Source organism: Thiorhodococcus fuscus, assembly GCF_042682685.1.
Taxonomy (GTDB): domain Bacteria; phylum Pseudomonadota; class Gammaproteobacteria; order Chromatiales; family Chromatiaceae; genus Imhoffiella; species Imhoffiella fuscus.
This window is the reverse complement of the sequence record NZ_JBHUHX010000003.1, coordinates 48,993-70,840: the sequence shown is the minus strand read 5'-3', so window position 1 is coordinate 70,840 and position 21,848 is coordinate 48,993. Positions and strand designations below refer to the sequence as shown.

At 63.8% G+C, this 21,848-nt stretch carries 13 protein-coding genes; 11 read left to right on the top strand and 2 right to left on the bottom strand.

The window, feature by feature from the left end; all coding sequences use genetic code 11:
* The 3 genes from ACFSJC_RS01530 to ACFSJC_RS01520 all read left to right on the top strand — a co-directional run bounded on the left by ACFSJC_RS01530 (position 1) and on the right by ACFSJC_RS01520 (position 6,529).
* Positions 1-921: an ABC transporter permease subunit gene (locus tag ACFSJC_RS01530; protein ID WP_386022192.1), complete on the top strand. Its 921-nt coding sequence runs from the start codon at positions 1-3 to the stop codon at positions 919-921.
* On the top strand, positions 918-1,718 hold the full coding sequence (locus ACFSJC_RS01525) for an ABC transporter permease subunit (RefSeq protein ID WP_386022190.1): 801 nt from the start codon (positions 918-920) through the stop codon (positions 1,716-1,718). The genes ACFSJC_RS01530 and ACFSJC_RS01525 overlap by 4 nt, the downstream gene beginning before the upstream one ends.
* Positions 1,719-1,936: 218 nt before the next feature.
* On the top strand, positions 1,937-6,529 hold the full coding sequence (locus ACFSJC_RS01520) for a PAS domain S-box protein (RefSeq protein ID WP_386022187.1): 4,593 nt from the start codon (positions 1,937-1,939) through the stop codon (positions 6,527-6,529).
* 74 nt (positions 6,530-6,603) lie between these two features.
* Here ACFSJC_RS01520 and ACFSJC_RS01515 read toward each other — a convergent pair whose 3' ends face one another.
* Positions 6,604-7,644 (bottom strand): HD-GYP domain-containing protein, encoded by a 1,041-nt coding sequence (locus tag ACFSJC_RS01515; RefSeq protein ID WP_386022185.1) that lies wholly within the window; start codon positions 7,642-7,644, stop codon positions 6,604-6,606.
* A 578-nt stretch (positions 7,645-8,222) separates the two neighbouring features.
* Between ACFSJC_RS01515 and ACFSJC_RS01510 the strand changes: the two genes are divergently transcribed.
* Genes ACFSJC_RS01510 through ACFSJC_RS01500 form a run of 3 tightly spaced genes read left to right on the top strand, consistent with a single transcriptional unit; the run spans position 8,223 to position 13,260 of the window.
* Positions 8,223-10,370, top strand: coding sequence for a hydantoinase/oxoprolinase family protein (locus ACFSJC_RS01510; protein WP_386022182.1), 2,148 nt, complete (start codon positions 8,223-8,225; stop codon positions 10,368-10,370).
* Between the two features lie 11 nt (positions 10,371-10,381).
* Positions 10,382-12,709: a hydantoinase B/oxoprolinase family protein gene (locus ACFSJC_RS01505; RefSeq protein ID WP_386022179.1), complete on the top strand. Its 2,328-nt coding sequence runs from the start codon at positions 10,382-10,384 to the stop codon at positions 12,707-12,709.
* A 44-nt stretch (positions 12,710-12,753) separates the two neighbouring features.
* Positions 12,754-13,260, top strand: coding sequence for an acetone carboxylase subunit gamma (locus ACFSJC_RS01500; RefSeq protein ID WP_386022176.1), 507 nt, complete (start codon positions 12,754-12,756; stop codon positions 13,258-13,260).
* Positions 13,261-13,341: 81 nt separating this feature from the next.
* Here ACFSJC_RS01500 and ACFSJC_RS01495 read toward each other — a convergent pair whose 3' ends face one another.
* A complete protein-coding gene (locus ACFSJC_RS01495; RefSeq protein WP_386022173.1) occupies positions 13,342-15,363 on the bottom strand; it encodes a sigma-54-dependent Fis family transcriptional regulator in 2,022 nt (673 codons plus the stop codon).
* A 441-nt stretch (positions 15,364-15,804) separates the two neighbouring features.
* Between ACFSJC_RS01495 and ACFSJC_RS01490 the strand changes: the two genes are divergently transcribed.
* From ACFSJC_RS01490 to ACFSJC_RS01470, 5 genes are all read left to right on the top strand, one after another.
* Entirely contained in the window at positions 15,805-17,781 is a 1,977-nt protein-coding gene (locus ACFSJC_RS01490; protein ID WP_386022170.1) for an acetoacetate--CoA ligase, read from the top strand.
* An 81-nt stretch (positions 17,782-17,862) separates the two neighbouring features.
* Entirely contained in the window at positions 17,863-19,173 is a 1,311-nt protein-coding gene (locus ACFSJC_RS01485; protein ID WP_386022167.1) for an APC family permease, read from the top strand.
* A gap of 380 nt (positions 19,174-19,553) precedes the next feature.
* On the top strand, positions 19,554-20,933 hold the full coding sequence (locus ACFSJC_RS01480) for a V-type ATP synthase subunit B (protein ID WP_386022164.1): 1,380 nt from the start codon (positions 19,554-19,556) through the stop codon (positions 20,931-20,933).
* Positions 20,920-21,228, top strand: a complete 309-nt coding sequence (locus tag ACFSJC_RS01475; RefSeq protein WP_386022161.1) for a YkgJ family cysteine cluster protein — start codon at positions 20,920-20,922, stop codon at positions 21,226-21,228. Before ACFSJC_RS01480 ends, ACFSJC_RS01475 begins: the two co-directional genes overlap by 14 nt.
* Positions 21,213-21,836: a V-type ATP synthase subunit D gene (locus ACFSJC_RS01470; RefSeq protein ID WP_386022159.1), complete on the top strand. Its 624-nt coding sequence runs from the start codon at positions 21,213-21,215 to the stop codon at positions 21,834-21,836. The genes ACFSJC_RS01475 and ACFSJC_RS01470 overlap by 16 nt, the downstream gene beginning before the upstream one ends.
* Positions 21,837-21,848 lie beyond the last annotated feature (12 nt).

Genomic DNA, 21,848 nt, shown 5'->3' with positions numbered 1-21,848 from the left:
ATGAGTCAGCCCCCGCACACCCAAGGACAGCACACCAGCCGCCTGAGCCGCCTGGTCAATATCGGCATCCCCTACCTCTGGCTGGGGCTCTTCTTCCTGCTGCCCTTCGTCATCGTGCTGCAGATCAGCGTAGCCGAGCCGGCGCTCGCTCAGCCGCCCTATACCCAGTTGTGGGAGTGGATCGAGGACGGACTGCTGCAGATCCAGATCAACCTGCAGAACTTCATGCTCATCTGGGAAGACGAGATCTATCTCGCCGCCTTCCTGAACTCGCTCTGGGTCGCCTTCGTCTGCACCCTGATCTGTCTGCTGCTCGGCTATCCCATGGCCTATGCCATCGCCACCGCACCGGAACGGCGCCGGACACCCTTGCTGATGCTCATCGTCCTGCCCTTCTGGACCTCGTTCCTGATCCGGGTCTATGCCTGGATCGGCATCCTCAACACCAATGGCCTGCTCAATCACTTTCTGCTCTGGCTCGGCGTCATCGACGAACCGCTGAAAATCCTCCACACCCAGGCGGCCGTCTACATCGGCGTCGTCTATTCCTATCTGCCGTTCATGATCCTGCCGCTCTACGCCAATCTCACCCGACTCGATCCGACCCTGCTGGAGGCCGCCGCCGACCTGGGATGCCGCCCACTGCGCGCCTTCCTGCGGGTGACGCTGCCGCTCTCCATGGCCGGCATCGTCGCCGGCAGCATGCTGGTCTTCATCCCGGTGGTCGGCGAGTTCGTGATCCCGGACCTGCTCGGCAGCCCAGGCAGCCTCATGGTCGGCAAACTGCTCTGGACCGAGTTCTTCTCCAACAAGGACTGGCCGCTCGCCTCGGCGCTCGCGATCGTGCTGCTCGGAATCCTGGTGGTTCCCTTCGTGCTGATGCAACGCCTGCAACAGAACATGGACGAGAGCCAGACATGAAACGCCGCTCCTGGCCCCTGCTCGGCATCCTGGCATTCGGCTACGCCTTCCTCTACGTGCCGATCCTGCTGCTGATCCTCTACTCCTTCAACGAGTCGCGACTCGTCACCGTCTGGTCCGGATTTTCGTTCAAGTGGTACGGCGAGCTGTTGCACAACCATCAGTTGCTCGATGCGGCCTGGCTCAGCGTTCGCATCGCCGCGACCAACGCCTCGGTCGCCATCGTCCTGGGCACGCTCGCCGCCAATGCACTGGTCAGGCAAGGCCGCTTCCGGGGACGTGCCGGATTCGAGCTGCTGCTGACCGCGCCTCTGGTGATGCCCGACGTCATCATCGGACTTTCGCTATTGCTGCTGTTCGTCGCCATGCAGCAAACCATCGGCTGGCCCGACGGGCGCGGATTCACCACCATCACCATCGCCCACATCACCTTCAGCACCGCCTATGTCGCCGTCGTCGTGCGCTCGCGACTCGCCCAGATGGACCGATCCCTGGAGGAAGCGGCGATGGATCTGGGCGCGCGCCCGCTCGGCGTCTATACGCGCATCACCCTGCCATTGATCGCCCCCGCCCTGCTCTCTGGCTGGCTGCTGGCCTTCACCCTCTCGCTCGACGATCTGGTCATCGCCAGCTTCGTTTCGGGTCCCGGATCGACGACCCTGCCCATGGTGGTCTATTCCAGCGTGCGCATGGGCGTCTCGCCACAAATCAACGCACTCGCCACCCTGATCGTCGCCGTCGTCACCCTCGCCGTCCTCATCGCCGGCATTTCACTGCGGCGCGACTCGAAACGTTAGGGGCATACCAGGAGGATGTAGTCGGCGCTTGCCCTTGCCGCGCACGACGATGCGGGCTGTGGTGAAACCGACCTCCTCGCGGACCCGTAACTGAGCGTCCCAGCTGGCGTTGCGCAGGACCGGCGCGATGAATTTGGTGCAGATATCCCGCTCGCCGAGACCCTTCTTGCGAAGTTAGGATGGACGCACGAAGAAGAGTCGACTGCGAGCGCCGCGCGATGCCTATGCCACGCATTTCAGCACTGACCGCAAAGTCTCATGCGCGGATCCTGCCATGGCTCGTGCTGGCGGCAGGCTTGGCACTCACCTACCTGCCCTGGCAGCACGTGCGTCAGGAGACCGCCCAGGCACTGGAGGCCGATTTCCAGTTCTGGGTCACCAAGGTCGCCGACAGCATCGAGTCGCGCCTCGCGCGTGATGTCCAAATCTTGCGCGGTGCGGCCGGACTCTTCGCGGCGTCGGTCGACGTGAACCGTCAAGAGTTCCGCGATTACATCACCGCCTTACGGCTCGGGAAGCGCTATCTGGGCATTCATGAAATCGGGTATTCGCTGCTCGTCCCTGCCGATCAGAAGGCGGCGCATGTGGCAGCCATCCGTCACGAGGGATATCCCGACTACAGGATTCGATCGCCAGAGGGACGCGCGTTCTATACCTCGGTGATTTACATCGAGCCGTTCTCCAAAACCCACCAGCAAGCCTTGGGACTCGACATGTCGCTCGATCCGGCGCTCTGGGCGGCCGCCGAGCAGGCGCGCGACAAGGGAGCGGCGATGCTTTCTGGAGCAGTCGATCTGGAACATGAACAGGAGCCCGATGCCCAGCCCAGCGCGCTCCTGTTCGTGCCGGTCTATCGCACTGGGATGCCGCACGAAACCCGTTCCGAGCGGCGGCAGCATGTGCAGGGTTGGATCTTCTCGCTCCTGCGTCTGAACGATCTCTTGACCAACGTGCTGGGTGCGGTCCAGTTCTCGGAGATGCGATCCGTCTTGCGGCTGAACCTCTATGACGGGGCTGAGCCTGCGGATGCCGCCAAGCTGTTCAGCCTAAGCCCCGCACAGGCGGGAACCGACCACCAACCACGGTTTCGGTCGACACGAGAGATCCGTTTCGGCGGGCACACCTGGCTGCTGGAAATGGCCTCGACCTCGCAGTATGAGTCGCACCTGGACAGCCAACAGACGCTCCTCATCGCCCTCGCGGGCTGTATCGGCAGCGCCATGATGGCACTCCTGGTACAGGTGCTGCTCACCGGCCAACAGCGCGTTACCGCCGCCCTGAGACAGGCCAAGCAGGCGCTCGAAACGAATCGACGGACAGAAGCCGCGCTGCGCCAAAGCGAGCAGCGCTATCGCGAGCTGGTGGAGCAAGCCAACAGCGCGATCCTCCGCGTGAAGCACGACGGGCGGATCCTCTTCATCAATCCCTGCGCACAGCGACTCTTCGGTTGGAATGAAGACGAAATTCTCGGTCGGCCAGTCGATATTCTGCTGCCCGAGCGAACCGCTCAAGGCGGCGGCCAACAGCCGCTCTTTCAAAGCGTCGTTGCCCGTCCCAAGGACTTCGCCAGCCATCTGAACGAAAATCTGTGCCGGGATGGACGTCGTCTGTGGATGATGTGGACCAACTATGCCATCCGCGACGACGATGGCAAGGTGCGAGAGATTCTCGCCATCGGCAACGATGTCACCGAGCAGAAGCGCCTGAGCGATGCACTGGCGAAAGAGCGGGGTTTTCTGTCCACCCTGATCCACGCCATCCCGGATCTGGTGTGGCTCAAGAGCCCGGACGGCGTCTTCCTCGCCTGCAATCATCGGCTCGAACGTCTGTTCGGGGTCGAGGAGGCGCGGATCCTGGGCCGCACCGACCGCGATTTCATGCCCGAGGAGCAAGCGGACTTCTTCCGCGCCAACGACCTCAAGGCGATAGAGGCCGGTCGCCCCTGCGTGAACGAGGAGCGACTGACCTTCGCCGACGACGGTCACGAAGAGCTGGTCGAGACGATCAAGACCCCGATGTATGACGCCGAAGGGCAGATCATCGGCGTGCTCGGCATCGCGCGCGACATCACCGAGGCCCGCCGCGATCGGGAGGCGCTTGCCGAGGAGCGGGATCTCTCCAACACCCTGATCGACACCATTCAGGCCATCGTCGTCTTGCTCGACCCAGAGGGACGGATCGTTCGCTTCAATCACTACATGGAAGAGTTGTGCGGTTACAGGCTGGCCGAGCTGAAGGGCTGTTCCTGGTTCGAGACGCTCTTGCCGGAGCGCGAGCGCGACTCCGCCCGCAACCGGTTCGGCGCGGCGCTGCACGGAACGTCCACCTGCGGCGCGCTGAACGCCATTCAGACACGTGACGGTGAGGAACGGCTGATCGAGTGGCACGACAAGGCGCTCGCAGGACCCGACGGAGCCGTGATCGGGCTGCTCGCAACCGGCCAGGACGTCACCGAGCGAAAACGCGCGGAGACAGAGATCCAAGCCCTGAACGCGGGGCTCGAAAACCGCGTTGCCGAGCGCACCATCGAGCTCCAGACCGAGATCGCCGAACGCAAACGCATCGAGCAGGTGCTAAAGGCCGCCAAAAGCGAAGCGGAGGCCGGCAACCGGGCCAAGTCGGAGTTCCTGGCCAACATGAGTCATGAGATCCGCACACCGATGAACGCCATCATCGGCATGACCCATCTGGCCTTGCAGACCGAGCTCGACCGCCGGCAGCGCAACTATATCGAGAAGGTGAGCCACGCGGCCGATGCGCTGCTCGGCATCATCAACGATATCCTCGACGTCTCCAAGATCGAGGCCGGCAAGCTCGCCATCGAGCGCATCGACTTCAACCTGGAGGACATCCTCGGCACCTTGGCCACGGTCGTCGGCCTCAAGGCCGATGAGAAAGGTCTCGAACTCGTCTTCGACCTGCCGCAAGACCTACCCCTCGCCCTGATCGGCGATCCGCTGCGTCTGGGACAGATTCTGATCAACCTCGGCAACAACGCGGTCAAATTCACCCAGCGCGGTGAGATCGTCATCGGGGCCGAGGTGCTCGAACAGGATAGGAGCCAATGCCGGCTGCATTTTTTCGTTCGAGACACCGGTATTGGCCTGACCCCCGAACAACAGCGTTCCTTGTTTCGCGCCTTCAGCCAAGCGGACACGTCGACCACACGTCGATTCGGCGGCACCGGGCTGGGGCTGTCCATCTCCAAGCATCTGACCGAGCGCATGGGCGGGGAGATCTGGGTCGAGAGCACGCACGAGGTCGGCAGCACCTTCCATTTCACCGTGCAGCTAGGCAAACAGCGGGCTGCGGCGAGCCGGCCGCAGAAGGACGCAGGCGCACTCGCGACGCTGCGGGTGCTCGTCGTCGACGACAATGCCACGGCCCGGCACTCCCTCTCCACCATGTTGGAGGCCATGGGTCCACGGGTGGACGAGGCCGATAGCGGAGAGGCGGCCTTGGCGTGCTTGCACGCGGCCGGAGACGATCCCTACGGTCTCGTGCTGCTCGACTGGAAGATGCCCAAGATCGACGGTATCGCCACGGCGCGCGCCATCCTCGAAAACATGGACCCGGGTCCGCTGCCGACCCTGATCATGGTCACCGCCTACGGACGGGAGGAGGCGATGAACGCCGCCAAGGACGTCGGCATCAGTGGTTTTCTGACCAAGCCCGTCACGCCATCGAGCTTGCTCGACGCCATCATGCAATCCCTTAGAAGCACCGCGATCAGCGAGCGTTCCACCGCTCGGAACCGGAGCGCCACGGCTGACGACCTGGCCAAACTGAGCGGCGCCAAGGTGCTGATCGTCGAGGACAACGACGTCAATCAGGAGCTGTTGCGAGCGCTGCTGTACAGTAATGGTCTCTCCGTGGAGATCGCCGACAACGGTGAAGAGGCGCTTGACTGGCTCGCCCGAGAGCCCTTCGACGGCGTGCTGATGGACCTTCAGATGCCGGTGATGGACGGCTATACCGCGACCCGCGCGATACGCGCGCAACCGCGTTTCAGGGACTTGCCGATCTTGGCGATCACCGCCAACGTCATGGCCGGCGAGCGTGAGCGGGTGATCGCCGCAGGAATGAACGACCATATCGCCAAACCCATCGATGTAAGAGCGTTCTTTGCCACCCTGGCCAAATGGATCGTGCCCGCACGCCCGCTCGCGGTCTCTCCCGAGGCACGACCGATCTCCAGGTTCGAGATCCCGGATCTGCCGGGGATCGATCCAACCGCCGGTCTCGAACATACCCAAGAGCGAGCGGCACTCTACCGCCAGCTTCTGGTCCGGTTCTATGAGCGGCAGCGGGGATTCGCAGAGCAGTTCGAGGCGGCGCGCCAAGCGAACGATGCCGAGGGCACGACCCTTTTGGCGCAAACCCTCAAGGGTCTCGCCGGAACGATCGGGGCCCACGACGTCCAGGTGGCGGCACATGCATTGGAGCTCGCCTGCGCGAACAGCCAGGATGTCGAGACCATCGACCGGCGGTTCACCGACACACTCGCGGCCCTGACCCCAGTGCTGGCTGGGCTCGCGAGCCTCGCTCCCTCTATCAAAGATGGCTCGCGGGCCATCGATCGCGCCGCGCTCGCCCCCCTCCTCGCAAGGCTGAAGACCCTTGTGAATGACAACGACACCGATGCCGCCGAGCTGATCGACGCGCTGGATCCACTCCTATCCGAAACCGCGCATTCGGAGCATCTCCGATCGATCGTGGACGCGATCGAGAAATATGACTTCGAAACGGCCTTGGCGGCCTTGACTCGATTGGAGCAATCGATCGATGGACAGGGAAACGCCGATTCATAGCGTTTTCCGTCAGGGCCAAGAATGGCCCGACATGTTCAAGCGCTTGGGCGCTTGAAACCGAACGACGGCACGGGTCAGTCCTGTTCGGCATACTGCTCTTTGATGGCGAGGATCTCGGGCATGACATCGAGGAAGCGTGCGACCAGCACCGGATCGAAATGTCTTCCGGAGTCGCGCCGCAACTGATCGATCGAATCCTCGACCGACCAAGCCGCCTTGTAGGGACGCACGGAGGTCAGTGCATCGAAAACGTCGGCGATCGCGACGATGCGCCCTACGCGCGGGATGTCCTCCCCGGCCAGTCCGGCCGGATAGCCCGAGCCGTCCCATTTCTCGTGATGGGTCAAGGCGACGACACGCGCCATTTCGAGAAGCTCCGAGTCGCCAGAGTCGCCGAGGATTTCGGCACCGATCTGGCAGTGTCGACGCATGATCACCCACTCCTCGGCGGTCAATTTGCCCCGCTTGCGCAGGATACTGTCCGGGATGCCGATCTTGCCGATATCGTGCATGGGGGCGGCGTTCAACAGCAGGTCTGACTGTCGCTCGCTCATACCGATGGCGGCGCCCAGGATATGCGAATAGTGGCTCATGCGGACTACGTGCAGCCCGGTCTCGTTGTCCTTGTACTCTGCGGCCCGCCCGAGCTGGCGAATGATGCGCAGACGGGTCTCGTGAAGCTGAGCGGTACGTTCTCTCACCCTTTGTTCGAGGGCACGGTTCTGATCGTGCAGCGCAAGCTGCGCGCGCACACGCGCAAGGACGATGGGGGGACTGATCGGCTTGCTGATGTAGTCGACCGCACCGAGATCGAATCCATGGATCTCGTCATCGACGCCGATCCGGGCAGTGACAAAGATGACCGGAATATGCCGCGTGGTGAAGTCCTCCTTGAGCAGACGACACACCTCGTAGCCATCCATCCCAGGCATCGTGATGTCGAGCAGGATGAGATCGGGCGGTCTACCCGAGCGTGCGATCTCAAGGACCTTATCTCCCCGTGTTGCCGCCTTCACCACGTAACCGCTCTTCAGGATGCTGACGAGTAGGTCGATGTTCGCCGGCTCGTCATCAACCACGAGAACCGTCTGGTCCCGCGAAGTGTCCAAGATCATCGCCCCCCAGCGCTGAGGAATTTCAGGAGATTCAGACCGCACGCCGCGAATCCGCAGACAGCGCATGATGTGAATTGCAGTCGCATAAAACGCTCGCAGACTTATGTTATTCCATAACCGACATTCCATACCGATCCCAACGGACGATCGTTGACGACTGAAGAGCGCGTAACGAGCGGACGGTCATTCCCGAGATGAGCCATCGTCTCGAAATCTCCAGTGCGCTACAGACAGTTCGATACCTTCGGCTCGCCGAGGGTCGCCTCCCCCTCCCTTGACCGGTCTGTCGAACCGAACCCCTCACCGATCCTGCCTCGAAGATCGCACGCCCGGACCGGCCACAGACGACGTCCGGGTCCACGCCATGCTGCGGACGCGAACGTCCGATCGCCGGACACCTTCGTCCTCGATTACTCAGTCACCGAAGGTGAAAAACAATTATTTTTCAAAACCTTAAATAGAAAAAACACGTCTGGCACGGCGCTTGTTATAGAACGTCAGGCACGGCACTACGCTCGGCCTGCACACAGCGGATGCTCAGAGTCAGTCCGCCACGACACATTCGAGGAGGAACCAGAGTGCAAGCACCCAACCATAGAGTCGAGGTGATGGGCATCGATGCCGGGGGCACGATGACCGACACCTTCTTCGTGCGCGGCGACGGACGTTTCGTCGTCGGCAAGGCGCAAAGCAACCCGGATGACGAGTCCTTCGCGATCCTGGAATCGTCCCAGGACGCGCTCGCACACTGGGAGCGGGACGTCGACGCGGTCTACCCGGAGCTGGTGACCTGCGTCTATTCCGGCACGGCGATGCTGAACCGGGTGGTCCAGCGCAAGGGGCTCGAGGTCGGTCTGATCGTCAATCGCGGATTCGAGCAGGTCCACTCGATGGGGCGGGCGATCCAGAGCTATCTCGGCTACGCGCTGGAAGACCGTCTCCATCTCAACACCCACCGCTATGACGAGCCGCTGGTGCCTCTGTCGCGCACGCGCGGGGTGACGGAGCGTACGGACGTTCAGGGCGAGATCGTCATCCCCTTGCGCGAGGACGAGGTCCGCCAGGCGACCCGCGAGCTGGTGGAGGCCGGGGCCAAGGCCATCGCCATCTGTTTTCTGCAATCCCACAAGAACGAGACGAGCGAGCTGCGTGCCCGCGACCTGTGCCGCGAGGAGCTGGTGCGCCTGGGCGTGGACATCCCGGTGTTCGCCTCGGTGGACTACTACCCGCAGCGCAAGGAGAGCCACCGGATGAACACCACCATCCTGGAGGCCTATGCGGCGGAGCCCTCGCGGCAGACGCTGAAGAAGGTCAGCGAGCGCTTCCGCAAGCACGGCGCCAAGTTCGATCTGCGGGTGATGGCGACCCACGGCGGCACCATCAGCTGGAAGGCGAAGGAGCTGGCGCGCACCATCGTGTCGGGCCCCATCGGCGGCGTCATCGGCTCCAAGCTGCTGGGCGAGGCCCTCGGCTACGAGAACATCGCCTGCTCCGACATCGGCGGCACCTCGTTCGACATGGCGCTCATCACCAAGGGCAATTTCGCCATCGCCTCCGATCCGGACATGGCCCGGCTGGTGCTCTCGCTGCCCCTGGTGGCCATGGACTCGGTCGGCGCGGGCGCCGGCAGCTTCGTGCGTCTGGACCCCTACAGCGGAGCCATCAAGCTCGGTCCGGACAGCGCCGGCTATCGCGTCGGCACCTGCTGGCCCGACAGCGGGCTCGACACCGTCTCGGTCACGGACTGCCACGTCGTGCTGGGCTACCTGAACCCGGAGAACTTCCTCGGCGGTGCCATCCAGCTCGACGTACAGCGCGCACGGGATCACATCCAGGCGCAGATCGCCGACCCCATGGGGCTCTCGGTGGAGGATGCCGCGGCCGGGGTCATCGAGCTGCTCGACCTGCAACTGCGCGAGTATCTGCGCGCCAACATCAGCGCCAAGGGCTACAGCGCGACCGACTTCGTCTGCTTCTCCTATGGCGGGGCGGGACCGGTGCATACCTACGGCTACACCGAGGGCGTCGGCTTCAAGGACGTCATCGTGCCCGCCTGGGCGGCCGGCTTCTCGGCCTTCGGCTGCGCCTGCGCCGACTTCGAGTACCGCTACGACAAGAGCGTGGACGTGGCGCTGCCGCAGCTCGCGGCGGATGCGGACAAGACCGCCGCCTGCGCGACGCTTCAGGCCGCCTGGAACGAACTGGCCGAAAAGGTCGTCGAGGAGTTCGTCATCAACGGCTTCGAGCCCCAGGACATCATCCTGCGCCCCGGCTACCGCATGCAGTACATGGGGCAGCTCAACGACCTGGAGATCGACTCCCCGGTCGGCAACGCCGATACCGCCGAGGACTGGGACCGCATCGTCGACGCCTTCGAGGACACCTACGCCCGCGTCTATGCAAGCTCCGCGCGCTCGCCCGAGCTGGGCTTCAGCGTCACCGGGGCGATCATGCGCGGACTGGTCGCGACCCAGAAGCCGACGCTGCCGGAGGACGAGGAGGCCGGACCCATCCCCCCGGCGGCCGCCCGAATCGGCTCCCGTCCCTTCTACCGCCACAAGACATGGATCGACGCAACCGTCTGGAAGATGGAATCGCTCCTGCCGGGCAACCGTGTGCGCGGTCCGGCGATCATCGAATCGGACGCCACGACCTTCGTCGTACCGGACGGCTTCGAGACCCTGATCGACAAGCACCGGCTGTTCCACCTGCGCGAAGTCAAATGAGGAGTCCCACCATGAATCAACCCGCCAAGATCGCACTCGACAACAGCCAGGGCCTGCTCGGCAACGGCCAGACGCTCAAGCAATTCCGCGACGGGATTCTCGCGCGCACCAAGGCGAACGGCCATTACAACGGTCTCGAGCACCTGGAGCTGCGTGAGGCCGACCCGATCCGCTATGAGAAGATCTTCTCCAAGCTGCGCGGCGGCCTGGTCCATGCCCGCGAGACCGCGAAGAAGATCGCGGCCAGCCCGATCGTCGAGCAGGAGGGGGAACTCTGCTTCACCCTCTACAATGCCGCGGGCGACTGCGTGCTGACCTCGACCGGCATCATCATCCACGTCGGCACCATGGGCGCGGCGATCAAATACATGATCGAGAACGACTGGGAGACCAATCCCGGCATCGAGCCCGGTGACATGTTCACCAATAACGACTGCTCGATCGGCAACGTGCATCCCTGCGACATCATGACCATCGTGCCCATCTTCTCCGGCGAAAAGCTGGTCGGCTGGGTCGGCGGCGTCACCCACGTCATCGACACGGGGGCGGTCACGCCCGGCTCCATGTCGACCGGCCAGGTACAGCGTTTCGGCGACGGCTACCAGGTGACCTGCCGCAAGACCGGGGTCAAGGATCGCCTGCTGAAGGATTGGGTGCACGAGTCGCAGCGCTCGGTGCGCACGCCCAAGTACTGGATTCTCGACGAGCGCACCCGCATCGCCGGCTGCCACATGATCCGCGATCTGGTCGAGGAGGTGATCGCCGAGGAAGGGGCCGACGCCTACGAGCGGTTCGCCTTCGAGGTGATCGAGGAGGGGCGTCGCGGGCTCCAGACCCGGCTCAAGGCGATGACCCTGCCGGGCAAGTACCGCAAGGTCGCCTTCGTCGACGTGCCCTACAACCACCCCGACGTTCAGACCCCCTCGGCCTTCGCCAAGCTCGATACCATCATGCACTCGCCGGTCGAGATGGAGATCCGTGGCGACGGTTCCTGGCGGCTGGACTTCGAGGGCGCGAGCCGCTGGGGCTGGCACAGCTACAACGCCAACCAGGTCGCCTTCACCAGCGGCATCTGGGTGATGATGACCCAGACCCTGGTGCCGACCCAGCGCATCAACGACGGCGCCTACTATGGCACCGAGTTCCGCTTGCCCAAGGGCACCTGGATGAACCCGGACGACCGCCGCACCGGGCATGCCTATGCCTGGCACTTCCTGGTCTCGGGCTGGAGCGCCATGTGGCGCGGGCTCTCGCAGGCCTACTTCGCGCGCGGCTATCTGGAGGAGGTCAACGCCGGCAACGCCAACACCTCGAACTGGCTGCAGGGCGGCGGGATCAACCAGGACGGCGAGATCCACGCGGTCAACAGCTTCGAGGCCAGCTCCTGCGGCACCGGCGCCAGCGCCATCAAGGACGGACTGAACCACGCCGCCGCCATCTGGAACCCGGAGGGCGACATGGGGGACATCGAGATCTGGGAGATGGCCGAGCCGCTCCTCTATCTCGGACGCAACGTCAAGTGCAACTCCGGGGGCTACGGCAAGTACCGCGGCGGCTGCGGCTTCGAGACCCTGCGCATGGTCTGGAAGGCGCAGGACTGGACCATGTTCTTCATGGGCAACGGCTTCATGAACTCGGACTGGGGTCTGATGGGCGGCTACCCCTCGGCGACCGGCTACCGCTTCGAGGCGCACGACACCGGGCTGAAGGAGCGCATCGCGATCGGCGACTCGCTCCCGCTCGGCGCCGACACCAACCCGGACCGGCCGGACTACGAGCACCACATCGACGCCACGGCCAGGATCAAGCGCGACCAGCAGTGCATGACCACCGAGGACTGCTACGCCAACTACGACCTCTATCTGAACTATCTGCGCGGCGGTCCGGGCTTCGGCGACCCACTCGACCGCGACCCGGAGGCGATCGCCCAGGATCTCAATCAGGGAAGCCTGCTGCCGGAATATGCCCGCAAGGTCTACGGCGCGGTGATCGACCAGGACGCGAGCGGAATCTGGACCGTCGATGCGGCCCAGACCGAACAGCGGCGCAAGGCGATACGTCAGGAACGGCTGGCGCGCTCGATGCCGACCCGCGACTGGATGAAGGAGGAGCGCGAACGCATCCTCACCAAGCACGCCTCACTGCAGGTGCGGCACATGTTCGCGACCAGCTTCGGGCTTTCCGAGAAATTCCTCTCCACCTTCAAGGCGTTCTGGAGCCTGCCGGACGACTGGAGCCTGACCGAGGCCGAGCTCGGCGTCCCCTCCTACGGATCCACCTACCGCATGGACCTGTCCCTGCTGCCCGACGTGAATACCGTCAGGCTGGTGGACGAATAGGCCGTTCCCCCAAGCGTCGATCAACCTCACTCAGGAGTCATCCGATGTCTACCTATACCAAAGAACAGGTCAAGCACCTGGTCGAGGGCAAGCTCGACTGGGACACCACCATGCGCATGCTGTCCATGCCGAAGGATCGGGAGCGCTTCACCCAGTATCTCGAGGTCCTGCAGTCCAAGGTGGACTGGCCTGACCGCATCCTCCTGCCGCTCGGACCGCACCTCTATATCGTGCAGTCCGCCGAGAACCAGCGCTGGATCGTCAAGTGCGATTGCGGGCATGCGTTCTGCGATCACAGCGACAACTGGAAGCTGCACGCCAACATCTATGTGCGGGACACGGAGGAGGCGATGGCGGAGGTCTATCCCAACCTCATGGCGCCCGACACCCAATGGCAGGTCTACCGCGAATACTACTGCCCCACCTGCGGTGTCATGCACGACGTCGAGGCCCCGACACCCTGGTATCCGGTCATCCACGACTTCGAGCCGGACATCGAGACCTTCTACGAGCAGTGGCTAGGTCTGCCCGTGCCGGCCAAGGCCGCCTGACGGCCTGAAGCGAGTTTGGGCCGCCCGTCACGGGCGGTCCAGCCCATCCGGGCTGGACGAAAGGCCCCGGGGAGCGCCCCGTCAGAACCGACCGGTGCGAGATTCTTCCAGATGCCCGGACAACCCGAAACGCTTGAGCTTGAGGTAGACCGTGCTCTTGGCGATGCCCAACTCCCTGGCGACCGCCGCCATGTTCCCGCCACAGCCGCGAATGGTCCGCAGGATGACATCCCGCTCGACGCTCTCCAGCCCCATGAGTGCGGGAGCGCCGTCCTGGCCGCTCGATGCGTCGCCCCGGACCTCGTCCAGGATCTCGGGCGGCAGGTCGCGCTCGGTCAGGATCGGATCCTGGGACATGAGCAGCATGCTCTCCATGACATTGCGGAACTCGCGGATATTGCCGGGCCAGGAATACCGCTCGAGCACCGCCAGGACCTCGGGCGAGAGGGTGCGCGGCTCCACGGCGTGCTCGCGCGCCAGGAGTGCCAGATAGTGCTCGGCCAGGAGTGCGACGTCCTCGATCCGCTCGCGCAGCGGCGGAATCCGGATGCTAGTGACGGCGATCCGGTAGAAGAGGTCCATCCGGAAGCGCCCGGCCGGGATCTCGCTGCGCAGGTCGCGGTTGGTCGCGGCGATGAGCCGAAAATTGATCTTGCGCGGCTTGTTCTCGCCGAGCCGGTAGACCTCGCCTTCCTCCAGCACCCGCAGGAAATTCGGCTGGAGGTCGATCGGCATCTCGCCGATCTCGTCGAGGAAGAGGGTGCCGCCGTCCGCCGCCTCGATCTTGCCGATCATGCCGCCGCGCCGCGCGCCGGTGAAGGCGCCCTCGGCATAGCCGAACAGCTCGCTCGCGAGCAGGTCGCGCGTGAGCCCGCCGCAGTTGAGCGCCACGAATGGGCTGTCCTTGGCGGTGCCGCAGGCATGGATGCTGCGCGCGAAGACCTCCTTTCCGACCCCCGTCTCGCCGAGCAGCAGGACCGACACCCGCGAACGGGCGAGCTGACGGGCACGGTCCAGGGACTGGATGAGCGCCGGGGATCGGCCGATCACGCCGCCGAATGGTCCCTCGCCGGGCCGTTCCCGGACCGGGTTGGTCGAGGCCGCCGGACGCCTGAGACCCGAGCTCGGCGCACGCCGAGCCGGGATCGAGAGGACGGCGCCGATCCGTTTGCCCTCGACCACCACGGGCTCCAGCCACTCGGGGCGCAGCCACTCCGGCCGGGCGTCGGGGACCAGCTGTCCGTTCGTCCAGCGCAGCGTCAGATGGCCCAGCCCGTCGCCGATCGCGCCGGCCTTCGATGTGCCCAGATCCGCCAGCGCCAGTGCCGCCCGCTCGTTGGCCTTGATCGCCCGGCCGTGCCGGTCGAAGACGATCACGCCGTCGGATCCCGCGCTCGAGAGCCGGTCGACGCAATGCTCGAGCAGCCGATAACGGGCGCCGAGCTCGATCTTGGCCAGCCGGTTCTCAATGCGCCCGGCCGTCGTCACCACCAGCGCGAGGCTGTGGCGGTTGTAGGACGGCCTCAGTCCGGAGACGTCCACCACGCCCAGGACGTCGCCGTCGTAGGGGTTGCGGATGACGGTGGCCGAGCAGGTCCAGCGCTTGATGCCGGAGCAGTAATGCTCGGCGGAATGGATCTGCACCGGCTGACCGATCTCCAGCGCGGTGCCGATGGCGTTGGTCCCGCAGGCCAGCTCGCTCCAGTCCGCGCCGGACATCAGCTGGATGTCCTCCGCGGCGGAGCGCGTGATGTTGTCGCCCTCGGTCGAGAGGATGACCCCGCTGGGGTCGGTCAGGACCATGAAGGTCCCGGTCTCGGACAGGAGGTCGCGCGCGGCGGCCATGACGGGCGCCCCGGCCTCCAGCAGCTCGCAATAGTCGCCGCGCAACGCATCGAGCGACCCCGCGCCGAGCGGCGGGGCCGCGGTTCTTCGCTCCGGATCGACGCTCGCCGCCTGGCAGCGCCGCCAGGAGTCGTCGATCAGACGGCGCAGCGCGTTGGAATCGGCCTCCTCGCCGTTGAGGAACCGCTCCCAGAGATCCATCACGCGATGATCGTTCTCCGGGACAGAAAAGATCTCGCCCGGTCTCTCGACAGGCATGGCCGTTCTCCTCTCTCGTATCTCGTAGTGATCGATCGGCATGGCTCGCCAGGGGCGGTAGGCCGCCCTCGAGCCGGGAGCCGTCGAACGACGTGGCTGAATCGCCGCGTTTCTATTTATTTCAGAGGCTTGACTCTTTTCCGTCACGCCGGTCTTGTCAAGCCGTATCGCGATTCGAGCCGAACGGCGTGGGCTCGTCGCGACTCAATATTAAGCAATTGCTAAGCCAATAGTAATTCGACGCCGGCCTCGCGCCTTGCGGGCAGCACCGGCCGCACCTGGAAGCGATCGCGACCTTGGATGGCCGCGGTGCTCGGTGCGTCCGGGAACCGGTCGATGACGGCGGGCCGGGCGTCCGATTTTCGAACGCCAGGGACCAGATTGGCGTCAGCGCCCCGAGCCAGATCCAACCAGAAAAGACCACCGACGGAGGACACCCGCATGCCGAGCCCAACCGACCAGCCGATCTGGACGCCATCGGCCAGCCGCATCGCCGCGGCCAATATCACGACCTTCCGGCTGACCGCGGCGGCGCGTTGGGGGCTCGACCTGCCCGATCAGGCGAGCCTCCATGCCTGGTCCGTCGCCTCCCCCGAGCAATTCTGGATCAGCGTCTGGGAGGACGGTGGGGTGATCGGCGAGCGCGGCGAACGGGTACTGATCGATGCCGATCGCATGCCGGGCGCACGCTGGTTCCCCGACGCGCGGCTGAACTACGCGGAGAATCTGCTGCGTCGGCGCGACGCCGGCGACGCGGTCGTCTTCTGGGGGGAGGACCGGGTGAAGCGGCGTCTGTCGCACGATGCGCTCTATCTAGAAGTCGCGCACCTGGCCGCAGCCCTGCGCGGGCTCGGGGTCGAGCCGGGGGATCGGGTGGCCGCCTACCTTCCCAATCTTCCAGAGACCCTGATCGCCTTGCTGGCGACGGCGAGCATCGGCGCCGTCTTCACGTCGGCGTCACCCGACTTCGGGGCGCAAGGCGTGGTCGACCGCTTCGGCCAGGTGCAGCCGAAGGTATTGATCGCGAGCGACGGCTATTTCTACGGGGGCAAGACCATCGATTGTCTCGGCAAGCTCGCGGAGATCGTCGAGCGTCTGCCGACACTGCGCCGTGTCCTGGTCGTGCCCTATGTCCAATCCGACCCGGACCTGAGCGCCATCGGCCAGGCCGAAACCCTCGCGGCGTTCGTGGAGCCCTACCGGGACGTCGCCGAGATCCGGTTCGAACCGCTCCCTTTCGATCACCCGCTCTTCATCGTCTATTCGTCGGGGACCACGGGCGTCCCCAAGTGCATCCTCCACGGCGTCGGCGGGATCCTGCTGCAGCACCTCAAGGAGCACCGCCTGCACTGCGACATCCAGCCCGGCGACCGGGTCTTCTACTACACGACCTGCGGCTGGATGATGTGGAACTGGCTCATGTCCGGCCTTGCCAGCGGCGCCACCCTGCTGCTCTACGACGGCTCGCCCTTCGCCGGCGACGGCCGCATCCTCTTCGACTACGCGGATGCCGAGGGCATGACCCACTTCGGCACGTCCGCCAAGTTCCTGGACGCGGCGGCCAAGCAGGGGCTCGAGCCGCGCGCGACGCATGGGCTCCGGGCGCTGCGGGTCATGACCAGCACCGGCAGCCCACTGATGCCGGAAGGCTTCGACTACGTCCATACCCGGATCAAGCCCGACCTGCAGCTCGCCTCCATCTCCGGCGGGACCGACATCCTCTCCTGCTTCGTCCTCGGCAACCCGGCGCTGCCGGTCTGGCGCGGCGAGATCCAGTGCCGGGGACTCGGCATGGCGGTGGACGTCTGGGACGACGATGGCAATCCGCTGCGGGGCGCGAAGGGCGAGCTCGTCTGTACCAGGCCGTTCCCCTCGATGCCGCTCGGTTTCTGGTCCGACGCCGACGGCAGCCGCTACCAGGCGGCCTACTTCGAGCGCTTTCCCGGCGTCTGGTGTCACGGCGACTTCTGCGAGATCACCGCCCATGGCGGACTCGTCATCCATGGGCGCTCGGACGCCACCCTGAATCCAGGCGGCGTGCGCATCGGCACGGCGGAGATCTATCGCCAGGTCGAGCGTCTGGAGGCGGTGGTGGAGTCGCTCGTCATCGGCCAGGACTGGCCACCGGAGCGTCCGACCGACGTGCGGCTGGTGCTCTTCGTCAAGCTGCGCGACGGGCTCAGCCTGGACGAGGCGCTCGCCGAGCGCATCCGCCGGACGATTCGCGACAACGCCACCGCACGTCACGTCCCGGCGCGCATCATTCAGGTTCCCGACATGCCGCGTACCCGCAGCGGTAAGCTAGTCGAACTCGCCGTCCGCAACCTCGTCCACGGGCGGGCGGTGAGCAATCGCGAGGCGCTGGCGAACCCAGAGGCGCTCGATCACTTCCGTAACCGTACCGAGCTTGCGTTTTGATCCACAATCTTGCCAGTCTCTTCGGGAACCGCGCCCAAAACGAAAGGTTTAGGTTAGACTCGATCAATACTGGTAAAAATTATGGGAAAACGCAGCGATAAAAAACTCAGCTACTGGGAGGTCACGTCAATAGGAATCGGCGGGATGGTCGGTGGAGGAATTTTTGCTGTTCTCGGCCTCTCGGTGGAACTGACCAATGGAGGCGCTCCGGTCGCCTTTCTGATTGCAGGAATCGTTGCCCTCGTCACGTCCTATTCGTATGCAAAACTCTCCGTCGCATTTCCAAGTCAAGGAGGAACGGTCACATTCCTAGATCAGGCATTTGGCCCAGGTTTGTTGACAGGGAGCGCGAACATCCTGTTATGGATCAGCTACATCGTCATGCTATCGCTGTATGCCTATGCCTTCGGTAGCTATGGCGCATCCTTCTTTCCGAAGGACTCACAGGAATTCTGGAAACATATTCTAATCACCGCCAGCATCCTTGGCATTACCGGGCTCAATCTATTCAACGCCAGACTGATTGGCAAGGCCGAAGACTGGATCGTACTCCTAAAACTGTTGATCCTTTCACTTTTCATTGGGGTTGGCATCTGGGGCATTGACAGCGCAAGGATTGCACCTGCTTCATGGTCGTCCCCAGCCAGCCTGATTGCGGGCGGGATGATCATCTTTCTCGCTTATGAGGGATTCGAGCTGATTGCCAATACCGCGCAGGATGTACGAGACGCACCGAAGACGTTGCCTCGCGCGTTCTATTCAAGCGTTGGCTTCGTCATCGTGCTCTATATCCTGGTTGCCATCGTTACCGTTGGATCATTACCGGTCGATACGATTGTAGAGGCGAAGGATTACGCACTCGCCGAGGCGGCACGCCCGTCACTGGGTCAAGCAGGATTCGTCTTGATTGCCATCGCGGCGATGCTTTCGACGGCTTCAGCCATCAATGCCACGGTTTACGGTGCCGCTCGTCTGAGTTACGTCATCGCAAAAGACGGTGAACTCCCAAGCATTCTTGAAAAGAAAACATGGGGGAAACCGCTGGATGGACTTCTGATCACATCGGGAGCCACATTGTTAATCGCCAATCTGACCGAACTCTCCAGCATGTCCACGATGGGCAGCGCTGGTTTTCTTTTGATTTTTGCAGCGGTTAATGGCGCCAACCTGGTATTGGCCGACGACACACGAAGCGGTCGTCTTCTTTCGCTAATCGGTATTATGCTCTGCCTCGGTGCGCTAGGAAGCCTGATTTGGCAAACCGCAAACGATTCAGCCGAACAGCTTTGGTTTTTGTTCGCAATGGTAGCGACAGCGGCCTTTATCGAATTTTCGTTCCGAATCATTACGGGACGAAAAATGAACATTTCAAATCCTCGAAAGACATCATAGAGCGCTCGATACAGCAGAACAGCACATGAAAAAACCATGGCTCCGTGAACCAAGTGACGGACCAGAACAGGAAGGGGTGAAAACAAAAAGATGCTACAGAATGCCGGAGCCCGGATCCGATCGGCCTCTGACGCATTGGTCACCAGACCGCCGGAAACGCCTGATATCGGATCCTTCCCGTCGGGCGTCTACCACCGTTACGATGGCGCATCCTGGTACCGCAACCAGGAACAGAACGTGAGGACCCGTAGCGTGCACTATCTGGCCAGCGGAGCAAGCAATGTCTGGGCGTCGAAGAGACGGGCCGGATCGCCTTCCATGTCCATGCCAGCCAAGTGCCCAAGAGTTTGGAGCTTGAGTCAAACGAGGAACATCGAATCATGAGCATCAAGGAATACCGCACCGCCATCGAAGCCAGGGGCGGCCTCCTGGTGGTCAAGAACACCCCTGGCGTGGCATTCGGCGACCGGGTGCGGATCGAGGACCATGCGGGTCAGATCCGCAACGGTCAGGTGATCCGCGCGGCGGACGACGAGGTGCTGATCCTGGTCTTCGAGGGCACGGACGATCTGGACCTGGAGAACACCTGGGTCCGCTTCATGGACGAGCCGATCGAGATCGCACTTTCGCCCGAGATCCTGGGACGCGAGTTCAACGGTCTGGGCGAACCGCGCGACGGCCGTCCGCCGGTGCTATCGGGCCTACGACGCCCGGTGGGCGGCTCGGCGATCAATCCGGCCGCCCGCACCTATCCGCGCGAGTTCATCCAGACCGGCATCTCGACCATCGACGGGCTGAACAGCCTGGTGCGAGGACAGAAGCTGCCGATCTTTTCGGGCTCGGGTCTGCCGCACAACCGGCTGGCGGCGCAGATCGTGCGCCAGGCCAAGCTGGTGGATCAGGACTCCAGCTTCTCGGTGGTATTCGCAGCCATGGGCGTGTCCTACGCAGACGCCAAGTTCTTCCGCGACGAATTCGCCAACTCGGGCGTGCTGCGCAACGTGGTGATGTTCATCAATCAGGCCGACGACCCGCCGGTGGAACGCCTCACCCTACCCCGCACCGCACTGACTGCGGCGGAGTATCTGGCCTACGACCTGGACCGCCATGTGCTGGTGGTGCTGACCGACATGACCAATTACGCCGAGGCGCTACGCGAGGTGGCGACCGCCAAGGGCGACGTGCCGGCGCGCAAGGGCTATCCGGGTTATCTCTACTCGGACCTGGCCGAACTCTACGAGCGCTGCGGACGCATCCATGAGCGTCACGGCTCCATCACCATGATGCCGGTGGTCTCCATGCCTTCGGACGACATCACCCACCCGATCCCGGACCTGACCGGCTATATCACAGAGGGTCAGATCGTACTCTCGCGCGAGCTGCACAATCAGGGCATCTATCCGCCGGTGCACATCTCGCCGAGTCTGTCGCGTTTGATGAAGGACGGGATCGGCAAGGACGACACCCGCGAGGATCATCCGCGCGTCGCCGCCCAACTCTATGCCCTCTACGCCCGCGCCCAGGAAACGCGTAACCTGGCATCCATCATCGGCGCAGACGAACTTTCAGAGCGCGACCGACGCTATCTCGGTTTCGCCGACGCATTCGACCAAACTTTTGTCGGTCAGGGCGAATCGGAGGACCGCTCGATCGAGGCGACACTGAATCTTGCCTGGGAGCTGATGAGCGGCTTCCCGCGCGATGCGTTGACCCGAATGAACGAAACCGATCTGGCCAAGTACTACCATGAACGCGACTGACGACGACCCGCCCGACACACCGCCCCCAGCGGTTACCTGCGACTCCTGCGCGGCGGCCTGCTGTCGTCTGGAGGTCATATGCCTGACCGACACCGGCGTTCCGCACCGCTATACCACACATGACGCCTGGGGAGCTGTCACGATGAGACGTCTGGACGACGGCTGGTGCGCCGCGCTCGATCGCGACACGCTCCTGTGCCGCATCTACGAACAACGGCCCCTGCTGTGCCGCGAATACGAGATGAGCGGCCCCGATTGCCTCGCCGAGCGGGAGGACGCATGGCGCAACAGTTGATCAAGGTTCCACCGACCAAGAACACGCTGCTTCGGCTCAAGAAGCAGATCAAGTTCCTGGAGGACGGGCACGATCTGCTCGAACGCAAGCGTGAACTGCTGACGCGGCTGGTCTACGAGCGCATTGGCGAATACCGCAAGCTGCGCGCGGCGGCGGAGGACACGCTCGCCCAAGCCTATCGCTGTCTGAGCATCACCCATCTACGCATGGGCAGCCGAGGCATCCAGCAAGCGGCGCTCGGGGCGCAACCGGCACTCAAGGTCGATATCCTGCCGCGCCGGGCACTGGGCGTGGAGTATCCGGCGGTGACCAGCGAGCGCATTCCTCTGACCCCGGTTGGTCTGCTGGGGAGCGACGCCAGCTTCGACAGCACACGCGACAACCTCGCCGACACGGCAGTCTTCCTGGCCCGTCTCGCCGAGGTCGAGATCGCCCTGCATCGCCTGCTGGAGGAACAGCGCAAGACCCAAAAACGGGTCAATGCGCTCAAATACAACATCATCCCCCGCTACCAGCGCACCATCCATTTCATCCAGTCATCGCTCGAAGAGGAAGAGCGCAACACGCTCTTCCAGGTCAAGCTGCTACGGCAGAGGGCGGAGGCATAAGGCGTAGGTGCG